The organism is Paenibacillus liaoningensis (assembly GCF_059609455.1).
In genome coordinates this window covers 313,600-325,385 of record NZ_JCAALU010000010.1, presented here as the reverse complement: position 1 = coordinate 325,385, position 11,786 = coordinate 313,600, and the positions used below count along the sequence as shown (strand labels likewise).

The window sequence follows — 11,786 nt, the reverse complement described above, 5'->3', positions numbered from 1 at the left end:
TAATCACGCTAAAAAGCTGGTTGCTTTCGCAGGAATTGACCCTAGTGTTTACGCTTCAGGTAAGTTCACAGCTACCAGCAATCGCATTACCAAACGTGGTTCAAAAAAGCTGCGACACGCCTTATATCTCGCCGTATTGTGCGGTCTTAGGAAGTCAGGCAGCAAGAGACTACGTGAGTTTTACGACAAGAAGCGCGAATCAGGAAAGCCTTATCGCGTCGCTCTGATTGCGTGTGTTAACAAGCTCCTGCACTGGATTTATGCATTATTAGTGAAGCAAGAGAGCTTTGTTGACTTAGCATAATTAGCAGATTTATCATTCAAACGAAAAACCTTCCAGCAACTGCAGAGAAGGTTCTTTAGCACGCCTATTTTTAGTATACTGCCAACGCCAAATAAATTTAAGAGAAAAATGTTGACAAGATATTAGCTGGTTTAGCTCAACGAGACTGCCTATTTTTTCCGTCAGCCTCATCCTGGTGATTATTAAGCTATAGTTCCCAGATAGAAATATGCTTCAATTTTCATTCGATGCTATCCAAAGACTTAATAAAATTTTTCTGATCCTTCGTAAATTGGTAACCCCTTTTCTGGTAAAGTCTATGTGCTTGCTCGCGACTCGGATGAGACAACAACTTGATGCCGGAATAACCCTCATCCCGCGCCCATTGCTCTAAATAATCCATTAACTTGCTACCAATACCCTGATTTCTGTAGCCTTCTTTTACTACAAAGCCTAAAACATTGATCAAAGGATCGGCAAATAGCAACTCATAGCGACTTCCATGGATATATCCAACAATCTCGCCATGTAGTTCGAAAACAAAAATCTTATCTTTTGTCTCTCGTGTAATGATTTCAATTTTTTCTTTGACTTTCTCTTCAGTAAAGCATGAAAGATAGGAGTTAAAATCTCTATTCAACAAGTAAATGTCTTGATAATCGGTTATGTGAATTTCCCTCACTAGGTATTCCATAATCCACTCCTTACACTTATTTTTATTTCATCAGACAGGATTCAGCAAATATAGTTTGGTTGCTGAATATTTCCACAACACTATTGCGTTATCCTGCCGTTAGTTTAATGAAGTCCAGTCTAACATTTGCACTCATGCTGTAAATTGTAGTCGATACTCATTTGGCGTCTGTTGTTTTAATCTAATTTGGATTCGTTCATTATTGTAAAATCGAATGAACTCCTCAATACGTTGTTGAGCCTCGCTAATTGAACTAATATCGTTTGGTTTTGTAGCAGTGAATTCACGATCCAAGAGGTTTGGAGATACTCGGCCATCTGATTGCGCGGCTTGATAATTACTAAAGTAGGGACGTTTAGCGCGAATAATTGATCTAATACCCATTTCTTGCATCAGACGCAATACTTTCTTATGATTCACCGTTTCATTGTACTGACGTTCTAACTCGCCTTGGATTCTCCTATAGCCGTAAATTCGCTCACGCTGTAGATAAATTGCCTTTATCCGCTGCTTGATTACGCCATCAGGGTCTGCTTGCTTACGCTTAAGATATCTATAGTATGCGCTCCTCCATACATCAAGTAATTCACATAGCAGAGTCACTGGGTAAAGATCAGATAACTCCTCGATAATTGCATACTTGCCTTTTACACCTCCCGTTTCCAGATTTCTAAGCACTTTTTTAGTACCGTATTCTCCCGTTGAAGTTGTTGGTTGTAACGATTCTTATCTATATACTCTTCTCGGCGACCTCTATTATCCAATAATCCGTATTCGCCTTGTTTCCTGAATTTATACACCCTTTTACGAACTCTATCTTTATCTTGTATTCCATACTTTTCTGTAATCTGCTTGTACGTCCATTTATCCTCCTCGTGTAAACGTACCGCTTCTTTCCTTACTTCATTGGAATACAATTTATTCGTTTGCTCTCTTTTCCTCATAAAAATACACCCCTAAAGTATCATCGGTTTCCCATATGGGTTTTTCCAATGTCTACTATAAGGGGTGCACTTCAGTTCAAAATAAGGGCTTTTTATTAGTTGCAAGCTACAAAGTAGAGATATCTATAACGAATCGATAGCGCACATCACTTTTGAGAACACGTTCATACGCTTCGTCCACTTGGTCTGCACGGATTACTTCAATCATTGGAGCAACGCCATGTTCCGCTGCGAAATCGAGCATTTCCTGAGTTTCACGAATTCCGCCAACGAGGGAACCGGCAATGCTGCGACGGCCCATAATTAATGAAAACACTTGATACTGATCTGGCTCAGCCGGTGCACCAACATTTACAAGTGTTCCATCAATGCGAAGCAGAGATAAATACGCATCAACATCCAGATTTGCCGAGACGGTGTTTAAGATCAGATCAAAGCGGCCTGCTAATTGGGCAAATGTAGCGGGGTCACTTGTCGCAAAGTAATGATCGGCGCCAAATGCCAATGCTTCCTCTTTCTTATGATTAGAGCGGCTCAATACGGTAACTTCAGCACCCATAGCATGAGCGAATTGGATCGCTACGTGACCAAGACCTCCCATTCCCACAATGGCAACCTTCTTGCCTGGGCCAGCTTTCCAGTGCTTCAAGGGAGAAAATGTAGTAATGCCTGCACATAATAGCGGGCTTGCCACATTCATATCCAGACTGTCTGGTATACGGACAACGAACCCTTCCGTTACAACGATTTTTTGGCTATATCCACCGTATGTTGGATTGCCATCGTAGTCTAGCCCATTATAGGTATTGACAACACCTTTCGTACAATATTGCTCCTCGCCACTGAGGCAGTATTCGCATTGTCCGCAGGAGTCAACAAAGCAGCCAACGCCTACGCGGTCACCAACGACATATTTGGTCACTTCTGTTCCTACTGCTTCTACGACTCCGGCAATTTCGTGACCAGGAACCATCGGGAAGATTCCACCGCCCCATTCTCCGAATGCACTATGAATATCAGAGTGGCAAATGCCGCTAAACTTAATATCTATCAGGATATCATGGGGCCGTAATTCTCTACGCTCAATAGTAGTCTTTTCAAACGGTGCCCTTGCATTTGATACACTTAGAACATGTGTCGTAGTCCTATTATTATCAATATTGCACATAAGAGATCACACAATCCTTTCCTACACATCCACTTATTTTTCATGCCTTTAAAATTCATAAGACCAGCTTAACCCTTAAAGTTGACTTTAAAGCAAGGGTTTTTCCCGAAAATTATTTTTCGTTAACTAAACGGGTTGCATTAAAGTGCACTTTAAGGTCTATAATAAAATGAATGAAATCGATCACCACTATCCGTAAAAATGATGGAGGATACAATGGCATTTTATATAAAAGAAGCAGCTGAAAAGGTAAACTTGCCTACGCATACACTCCGCTATTATGAACAAGAGGGTCTTTTGCCTTTTATAAAAAGAGACGAGCATGGAAATCGCATTTTTGACGACAACGATTTATTATGGTTGGATCTGATTGTATGTTTACGAAAAACGGATATTCCTCTTTCAGAATTGCGTGCGATTGTGGAATTAACAAAAGCAGGAGACAGCACAGCCTCAGAGCGCAAACAAATATTAGAAAAACATAAAGAGAAAATGATGGAGAAACAACGAGACTTGGATAACGCTTTTATAAAAATAAAAGAGAAGCTAGGATTTTACGATGAAATAGAAAAGAAATACAACGAAGAAAACATGCCATTCGAAGCTTAATGAAGAACTGCCTTAATACGATTTTGGTTGTAAAAAAGCCGTTTGCCCAATTATGTTGGGCAAACGGCTTTTTTCAGTATAAAGTTGGGATTTGCTTCGCAATCTAGTCTGGTATCGCAGCTGTCAGTTAAAAATGTTGCTTGACTTAAAGTCAACTTTAAACGTTATTATGACCTTGTTTAGCAAATAAAGAACAAAGGCAGGAGAAAAATTTTTGATGGATAAAAGAAATCGTTTCTTTATATTTATATTGACCCTAGGTGTTTTCGGCATCTTAAATACGGAAATGGGTATCGTCGGGATATTGCCTCTAATTGCTGATCACTTTCATGTCAGTGTATCCAAAGCAGGGCTGCTAGTGAGTCTGTTCGCCCTGGCTGTTGCCATATCGGGACCCACTATGCCGTTATTATTTTCGGGCATCAATCGCAAGAAGGCAATGCTGCTTGTACTAGGTGTCTTCGTTTTGGGTAACCTGGTCTCCATATTCGCTTCAAACTTTGCCATTCTAATCATTGCGCGTGTGATTCCAGCCTTTTTTCATCCCGTTTATATCACAATAGCTTTGACAGCAGCAGCTGCCTCTGTTAGCCAAGAAGACGCTCCAAAAGCTACTTCCAAAGTATTTATGGGAGTCACGGGAGGGCTAATACTCGGTGCGCCAATTTCTAGTCTTATTGCTAGTACAACTTCACTCGAAATGGCGATGTTGTTTTTTACGATCGTAAATGCGATAGCGTTTATTGCGATATTTCTATTTGTACCATCAATGCCCGTTAAGGAAAAACTCTCTTATGGCTCTCAAATACGTATATTAAAAAGAGCAATTATTTGGCTATCCATCGTTGGGGTTATTTTTATGAATGCAGCGATGTATGGTGTTAGCAGTTACCTTGCCGTGTACCTTGAGACCATCACGAATGTACCTGGGAAAACGATCAGTTTCATGTTATTCATATTCGGTGGTGCAAGTATAATAGGAAACATCGTCGCAGGGAAGCTGCTTACTAAAAGCGCCTTAAAATCTGTAGCCTCATTTCCATTTGTATTAGCAGCCGTTTACATCCTATTGCTGATATTGGGACAGTTCACTGTACCTATGGCTTTCACTCTTTTTGTGTTTGGAATAGTAGTAGCTTTAGGCAATAATATTAGCCAATATTGGATTACGTCTGCCGCTCCAGAAGCTCCTGAATTTTCAAATGGCTTGTTTTTAACCGCTGGCAACTTAGGGGTAACAGCCGGGACGTCTATAGGAGGATTATTTATTTCGGGAATGGGTACACAATACGTTGTATTAGGTGGATTCTTATTTTTGATATTGAGTGTTGTATTTATTTTAATGAGAACCTACATGCATAGTCCAACAACAAAACAACTTTCCTCATAAACAATGAATATAAAAACAGCCCGCAAGCAGAAGACTTTTCACAAAAGTCCTTCTCCTTGCGGGCTGTTTTTTTCCTGGCAAGCGAAAGTTAGTTCAATCGGTTAACCAGCTTGAGCACCGCGTCGCGCGTCAGCTTGTTGCCGCCAGCAGCAATGAGGTTCACGGTTGCATGAGCCAGCGTGAGCGGAATCTTGCAGAAGCTTAGGGCTGGACCCTTCTTCAGTTCTGCGATATACGCATCCGCAACCTTCAGATTGCGGCGTGTATACGCCAGCATTTCCTTCGGCCCCCAGCCATCTGGATAAAAGTCCACGCCCCGCTCCAAATCCTCGTCGCGGTTGCGAAGAATATTGACGGCTTGCAGCCCACGGCCAAAAGCAACTGCCTTCACCGTATCCGATTTCGTTCCATCAAACCATAACCAGATTTCCGACAGCATCTCGCCTACCATCCCAGCTACGCTGTATGTATAACGGTCGAGATCCTCCTCCGTATGGATATGCCAGCCTTTCTCTACCCATTCCGCCATTTGCTTCGACATCATCGCAATATAACGATAGATGGTGCGGGCAACAGTCGACGGACATAGCTCCGCCCATTCATTTACCCGCATAGATACAGCCGGCAATACATCCTCATAGGGAGACAATAGCTTCTGTGTGGCTTCTGTTACATCAGGAGACTGGAAAGCTTCTTCCATTCCGATGAGCAGCTTGACTTTCAATTGGTCTGAGATGTCGTTATGATCCTCTATTTCATCAATAGCCCGCATACACAGATATGCAGCTGCTACAGCTTCCTTCAAGCCAGACTCCAGACGGCTGATAGGAATATAGAAAGTCCGGCTTGTTTGCTGCAGCATGGTCATAGCATCATTAAGGACGACGTTAGTAATGAGTGTTCCCTCCAAAAGTAGCTTCACATTTCTTATAATCATATCATACGACGCTTAACTTCCCAAATAAAAACCGTCCTATTATTGCCCGCTATCTATGACAGCAGCACGATATTCGGTATCATAGACGGCAAGGAATGGCGTTAATCTCTCCAAGTGGCTGGCCTCGATATAAAGCACGCCTTTCGTTATAACCACTTTGCCCTCGGAATCTGGCTTAAGGCTCAGCGACCAATCGCCTTTATGCAGCTCAGCGGTTTTCGATGCAGCATGCCAGTCCAGCCCAGCACCCCATGCTAAAAAGACGCTTCGCACCGGAATATACACCTTTTTCCCGCTCGTGTAAGGCGCAGGACCGCTGGTCAGCTGCTTGCCATCCAGCCAAAGCTGTACCGCTGCTCCCGCAGGCTTCAAATCAACGCCAGAGAGTAGATCCTCCGCATTACGAACAGGCTGCAATTGAGCCGGATTAACCGCCAGCGCCTTCACATTGCCATTGGGGGGATCGGAAATATACAGCTTTCCTGAGCGATAAAAAAGCCCCGTGGGCTGATTGAATTGGGCCTGATCCGCTGGACCGATCAGATCACCAGCATCACTTTTCCCAGCCAGCGTTGCAACTTGGCCATTCTCCATCACGGCACGAATCCGGTGATTGAGGCTGTCCGCTACGAACAGAACGCCACCCTCATATGCAAGCCCTCGCGGCCGGTTGAAGCGCGCATCAGCAGCAGCCCCATTTTGATAGCCTCCCGTGCGATAGCCGGTTAAAGGATCGACTGCCGTCTTTTGGCCAGCAAGCGTCGTAACCTCTCCTTTATCTATTACCCTAATTACATGATTTCCACTATCCGCGATAAAAAGACGTCCGGCTTCGTCAAAAGCAAGTCCAGCAGGCTCATTAAAACGCGCCTTCGCTGCTGCCCCGTCTACGTAATCACCCGTCTCTCCTGACGGTGCTTGTCCAGCAAATGTCGATACAGTGCCCTCCGGCGTAATCCGCCGAATAACATGATTAAGCGTATCGGCTACATAAACGTTGCCCGCGGCATCAACCACAATACCCGTAGGCGAGTTAAAACGCGCCGTGCCCTGCTCGCCATCTGCATAGCCAGCTTCGCCGTTGCCCGCCAGCGTCGTCAGCTTGCCGCTTGCAAATTTGCGAATAACATGATTGTCTGTGTCGCTAATGTACACATTTCCTTTTGCATCCGTGGCAGCAAAAGAAGGCGTGCGGAACGCAGCGGTTGCCGCTTCCCCATCCACATACCCCGCTGCTCCGCCGCCGGCGGCAGCACTAAGCTTGCCCGCAGCGCCGTTCCAGCGGCCGATGTTATTGCTGCCCGCACTCACTACGAGCAGCTCATCCCCGCTCGCTGCTGCCGTCACGCCCCATGGCTGCTTCAAGCCTTGCAGCTCATAGGTTACAGCCGCAGCGGCTGCCGTGTCCGCAGCAGCCGCTGCGGAAATGCTGACTTCGGCAGCGGCTCCTGTTTGCCTACCCGCTGCTGCCTCAGCGGCCGCAGCTGCTCCTCCTTGCGGCAGCAGCGATGTGAACAGCAGCGCGCTGAAGGCTAGCAGCATTCCTTTTTTGTTCATTGTATGTTCTCTCCCTATAAGTCCATTATAATGGATTCGGCAAAATCAAAATTTCAATGAGGGCTGAGCTGACTTCTTGCCCATTTTGCATAATTAGGACTTCAACGAAATAACTACCTGCATCCAAACGGTTATAGAAAGCTTCTGTGAGCGTAATCGTAGGGCCTCTGCCCGGCTCCTGCGCTATCGTATAATCCGCTGCATCCACGATTTTCGATCCAATCTCCGAGCTGCTATATAAGCGGACCTCCCCTAAGTCATCACCCAACGTATTAAAGCGAATAACTGGGGGCTGAGGCATACTGCTGCCTCTGACATGCTTCACGTATCCCGGGCTGTAAGATAAGGCAAATAAAGTGCCCTCAGGCGTTTGAAGCCTATCCGGCTGAGCTTTATCCTTTTCTGGATTTTTCAAGCTGTTTCCGGCAATCGTTATTAAAATCCCTGTACCTCGCGGGACACCTTCAGCCAAATGGATCGACAGCTCCCGGCCCGATATTTCGACATATTCAAGCGGAAGCTTCCTGCTTAATTCTCCTTGCTCGTCATAAATCCAGAACTCTACTTGCTCTGCGAGTCCCTGATCGGGAAAAGCCTGCTCATTGTAAATAATCGCAGTCGTGAAGGGCAAAACAAACGTATGGTCATCTTTAATATAAAGGTCTCGATCGCTATTGAAGGCCTCCTCGTCAAAGTAAGGCAGGTCGCGCGAGTCCTCCACCGTTATATTCATGGTCAGATCAGCAACCTCTGTGCCGTCCAAATCCAGCGTAACCGACAACGTATAAGGCGCTGCTGCTGCATCCAAAGTTTCTAGCCACCCAGGTTCAAACGTGAAGGTGAAATGATTTTCCCCTCCCATTTGCGTGTAATACGCCACCTCGGAATCAAAAGCTACCGGGCCTTCTTCGTTCTCCAAAGTCATCGTCAAATTGGCATGGCTATAGCCAAGATGATAGACGAGAATATCGTCCATTACAGGCGTTACCATCAAGTTTTGTACGTATCGAAGGTCCGTTTGGCTAAGTGCTGGTTTAAAATCAATATCATTGCCATCCCGGCCAAGCTCGGTAAAGTCCGCCTGTACTTCGTCCGTTTGAGCGTTTTTCAAATAATCGCCGCGTACAGATATATACAGTCTGGAATTGAGCGGAAGCTCATTAGCTAATTTTATAACCAAATTTTTGCCTTCTAGCGTTGCGCTCTCTACTTCCCAGAAAAATTCCGGATTATTAATCGCAAAAATAACGCCGTCCAAAAGCGTCCGATCCGGATCTTCCTCCTGCTCATTGAAGGCAAGCAGCGTCGTGAACGGAACGACGATAGTCGTGCTATTTATGAAATAAGAATATGGATTGCCGTAAAAAGCGGCCGTATCCGCCGCAGGCGCCCCTTCATACACGACTGGCGTCGGCGTTGCATCCGGTGTTGCGGTAGCAGTAGGTGTTGGTGTGGCTTCTGGTGTTGGCGTCACGGCAGGTGTCGGCGTTGGCGTGCTTCCGCCCGAACCAGAACCGCTGCTTCCTCCACTGCTCGCTGGTACGCTAGAAGCGGGCTGAACATATACGATAGTTGGCTTGTTGAAAGGCTTCCCTTCCGCCTCTGCCGCCTTATCCTGCTCCGCTTGCTTTTGCTTCACCAGCTCGCTTATTTGCTGCTTAAGCGCCGCATTCGCTTCGGTGCCGGCCGCTTGCTCCAGCTCCTCCAGCAGCTTCTCCAGCGCGACGAGCGGCAGATCGCTCAGCACCAGCGTTCCTTTCGAGCCTTCACCTGCTTGATTCAGCTTGATTTGCTCATTTGCCAAAAGGGCCGCGATTCGCTCGCCAGCCTCTCCGGTGACGCTTACGACACCTTCGAGCACGCCGACATAGCTGCTATCCTGTTCATATGAAACAGCGAATTTAGTACCCATAACGCCCATTGTCGCTGTTGGCGTCTCGATTTCGAAGCGGGAATCGCCCGTGAGCTTCTTTTTCACCTGAATAACGACTGAACCGTTCTGGAGCGTCAGCTTCGTCTTGCCGCCAAGCGCGCTGGCGCTTTTGACCAGCTGGCTGATCAGCAGCGTCGTGTTCGCTCCAATCGTCACTTCCTTGTCGCTGTCGAGGTCCATGCTGACTTTGCCATTGCTTCCTGTCTTAATCGTATCTCCCTGCGTAATCGCCATGCCCTTGAACGCACTGAAGCTTTTTGTGCCGCCGCCCTTCTTCACCTCGGCTTTACCCGAAACAGACGTCAGCTTGCCGACTTTATCGGTATCCTTCGCCCATGCAGCTGTAGGCAGCGCCGCATAGCACACGACTAATAACACAAGCAGCCATTTGAAGCTTCTCATTTTAATCCCTCCAATTCATAAATGTGAATGCCCTGCTCCTTGCCCTTGACCTTTATTTCTCCAAGCGATTCCGCCAAAATGCGATCCTTGACCGCCTCATACGTCGACTCGCTAAGCACAATTTGTCCTGGCTTTGCATGGCTCTCCAGCCTGGCAGCCGTATTGACCGTATCGCCAATTGCCGTGTAGTCCATCCGCGTTTTGGAGCCGATGTTGCCAAAAACCGCAGGCCCCGTATGGATGCCGATTCCGAATTTCACGCCAAAGCCGAAGCGCTCGGTAAGCTTCTTCTCAAGCTCCACTGAGCCCTGCTTCATCGCCCATGCGGCGCGGACCGCTTTCATCGGATGATCGTCCAGCAGCAGCGGCGCGTTGAAGATCGCCATCGTTGCATCGCCAATAAACTTGTCCAGCGTCCCCTCTTGCTCAAAGATGCAGCTGGCGGTCAAATCCAAATACTCATTCAAAATTTCGACGATCTCCTCCGGCTCCGCCTTCTCCGACAGCGGCGTAAAGCCGCGAATATCGACGAACAGCACCGTCAGGACGCGCCTGCTTCCGCCGAGCTTCAAGCCGTCTTCGCCATTTTTCAAAATCTGGCTGACGACCTGCGGCGCCACATATCGGCCAAAAATATCCGTCACCCGCCGCCGCTCCACCAGCTCGCTTACATAGTTGAAAATAACGACCGCTAGACAGCTGGCTGCCAGCAGCGGCACCACATAACCAAGCGACAGCAAAATGCCTTGCCCATATAAATAACGTCCGCCTGCGATAAATACGGCGATAAGCACCGCAACCGACAGGAAAGACAGCAGCATATTGAGCTTCCGGAACAAATAATAGGCCAGCACTACGGCAGCGAGCAGCACGAGCGCATTCCATTTCCAATCCAGCTCCCGCTTAAAATTCTGCTCCATGAGCTGCTCGAGGATATTGGCATGAATTTCAACGCCGTTCATCGCCTGCTTATCGTTCATTGGCGTCAAATAATCATCGTTAAACCCTACAGCGTATGGGCCGATTAAGACGATTTTATCCGTAAAATAGTCCGCCGGAACGTCGCCGCTCAGCACGGCCGAATAAGAAATCGTCTCATACTGATCGGGACCGCCCGTATAGGCGATAGGGAAACGCTGAAAGCCGTCGAGCGGCAGCTTGGACGCATCTGCCTCCTTGCCTAAACGCTGCATGTACAGCTTGTAAATTTCCCATGAAAAACTGTCTATTTGCTGGCCGTCTTTATTAAAAGAATACAGCGCCTTGCGAACGACCCGATCAGAATCGGTAATCGTGTTAATATGACCAGTCGCTGCGGCAGCCTCCTTCAAGCCTTCGAACGGCTCGGAAAGCGCCTCCGCTTCAATCGCGCCTAAGCGCGCAGAGTCGGAGAAGGTACCGTAGACAGGCAGAACGACATTGCCTGCTCTCGCAACCGCATCGACAAACTCGCTGTCCGACTCCTCATCCGAGCTCGTCGCAAAGGTTACATCAAATGCAATGACTGCCGGCTTGCCCTCGCTTAGCGTATCCACCAGCTGCGCATGCGCACTGCGGCTCCACGGCCAGGTGCCCAAATCCTCCAAGCTTTGATCGTCGACAGCTACGATGACGATTTGTGTATCAATCGGGCTTTCCCGCTGCATCACATGGTCCTGGAAATAAAATTCCGCCTGTGAAAACGTCCCCCGATATAGACACAGCAAAGCTAGCGCCGTCAGGACAGCCATAACATGCTTAAGCTTGATTTTCAATTGTGTTTCCCCTCTCAAAGCTGGCCGGATGACTGACTATGCGAGCAAGGGCAGCCGCTTCTATCTCTGTCTCATTTATCGTTTTAAATCTCTTGCTTTTATGTAAAATTATCCT

At 47.1% G+C, this 11,786-nt stretch carries 11 protein-coding genes; 3 read left to right on the top strand and 8 right to left on the bottom strand.

Going from position 1 to position 11,786, the window contains the following annotated elements:
• On the top strand, nucleotides 1-304 hold a 304-nt coding region (locus AC6B99_RS17400), incomplete at its 5' end, for a transposase (RefSeq protein ID WP_496663868.1).
• A 220-nt stretch (nucleotides 305-524) separates the two neighbouring features.
• On the opposite strand, the gene AC6B99_RS17395 is transcribed toward AC6B99_RS17400, so the two are convergent.
• The 4 genes from AC6B99_RS17395 to AC6B99_RS17380 form a co-directional block, all read right to left on the bottom strand.
• Nucleotides 525-977 (bottom strand): GNAT family N-acetyltransferase, encoded by a 453-nt coding sequence (locus AC6B99_RS17395; protein ID WP_494863752.1) that lies wholly within the window; start codon nucleotides 975-977, stop codon nucleotides 525-527.
• A gap of 132 nt (nucleotides 978-1,109) precedes the next feature.
• On the bottom strand, nucleotides 1,110-1,655 hold the full coding sequence (locus AC6B99_RS17390) for an IS3 family transposase (RefSeq protein ID WP_494863748.1): 546 nt from the start codon (nucleotides 1,653-1,655) through the stop codon (nucleotides 1,110-1,112).
• A complete protein-coding gene (locus tag AC6B99_RS17385; protein ID WP_496663867.1) occupies nucleotides 1,625-1,921 on the bottom strand; it encodes a helix-turn-helix domain-containing protein in 297 nt (98 codons plus the stop codon). The genes AC6B99_RS17390 and AC6B99_RS17385 overlap by 31 nt, the downstream gene beginning before the upstream one ends.
• A gap of 106 nt (nucleotides 1,922-2,027) precedes the next feature.
• The gene (locus AC6B99_RS17380) at nucleotides 2,028-3,089 is read right to left on the bottom strand and encodes an NAD(P)-dependent alcohol dehydrogenase (RefSeq protein ID WP_496663866.1); all 1,062 of its coding nucleotides are present in this window, start codon (nucleotides 3,087-3,089) and stop codon (nucleotides 2,028-2,030) included.
• Nucleotides 3,090-3,305: 216 nt separating this feature from the next.
• On the opposite strand from AC6B99_RS17380, the gene AC6B99_RS17375 reads away from it, so the two are divergent.
• Both AC6B99_RS17375 and AC6B99_RS17370 read left to right on the top strand, forming a co-directional pair.
• The gene (locus tag AC6B99_RS17375) at nucleotides 3,306-3,698 is read left to right on the top strand and encodes a MerR family transcriptional regulator (RefSeq protein ID WP_056032036.1); all 393 of its coding nucleotides are present in this window, start codon (nucleotides 3,306-3,308) and stop codon (nucleotides 3,696-3,698) included.
• 217 nt (nucleotides 3,699-3,915) lie between these two features.
• Nucleotides 3,916-5,088, top strand: a complete 1,173-nt coding sequence (locus tag AC6B99_RS17370) for an MFS transporter (RefSeq protein WP_496663865.1) — start codon at nucleotides 3,916-3,918, stop codon at nucleotides 5,086-5,088.
• 88 nt (nucleotides 5,089-5,176) lie between these two features.
• Here the strand turns inward: AC6B99_RS17370 and AC6B99_RS17365 are convergent, their stop codons facing one another.
• The 4 genes from AC6B99_RS17365 to AC6B99_RS17350 all read right to left on the bottom strand — a co-directional run bounded on the left by AC6B99_RS17365 (nucleotide 5,177) and on the right by AC6B99_RS17350 (nucleotide 11,671).
• Complete coding sequence (locus AC6B99_RS17365; RefSeq protein ID WP_056033021.1) at nucleotides 5,177-5,956, bottom strand: squalene/phytoene synthase family protein; 780 nt, start codon at nucleotides 5,954-5,956, stop codon at nucleotides 5,177-5,179.
• A gap of 108 nt (nucleotides 5,957-6,064) precedes the next feature.
• The gene (locus AC6B99_RS17360; protein ID WP_496663864.1) at nucleotides 6,065-7,582 is read right to left on the bottom strand and encodes a stalk domain-containing protein; all 1,518 of its coding nucleotides are present in this window, start codon (nucleotides 7,580-7,582) and stop codon (nucleotides 6,065-6,067) included.
• Between the two features lie 25 nt (nucleotides 7,583-7,607).
• Nucleotides 7,608-9,917 (bottom strand): FecR family protein, encoded by a 2,310-nt coding sequence (locus AC6B99_RS17355; protein ID WP_496663863.1) that lies wholly within the window; start codon nucleotides 9,915-9,917, stop codon nucleotides 7,608-7,610.
• On the bottom strand, nucleotides 9,914-11,671 hold the full coding sequence (locus AC6B99_RS17350; protein ID WP_494882656.1) for a CHASE2 domain-containing protein: 1,758 nt from the start codon (nucleotides 11,669-11,671) through the stop codon (nucleotides 9,914-9,916). The genes AC6B99_RS17355 and AC6B99_RS17350 overlap by 4 nt, the downstream gene beginning before the upstream one ends.
• Between the last annotated feature and the right edge of the window lie 115 nt (nucleotides 11,672-11,786).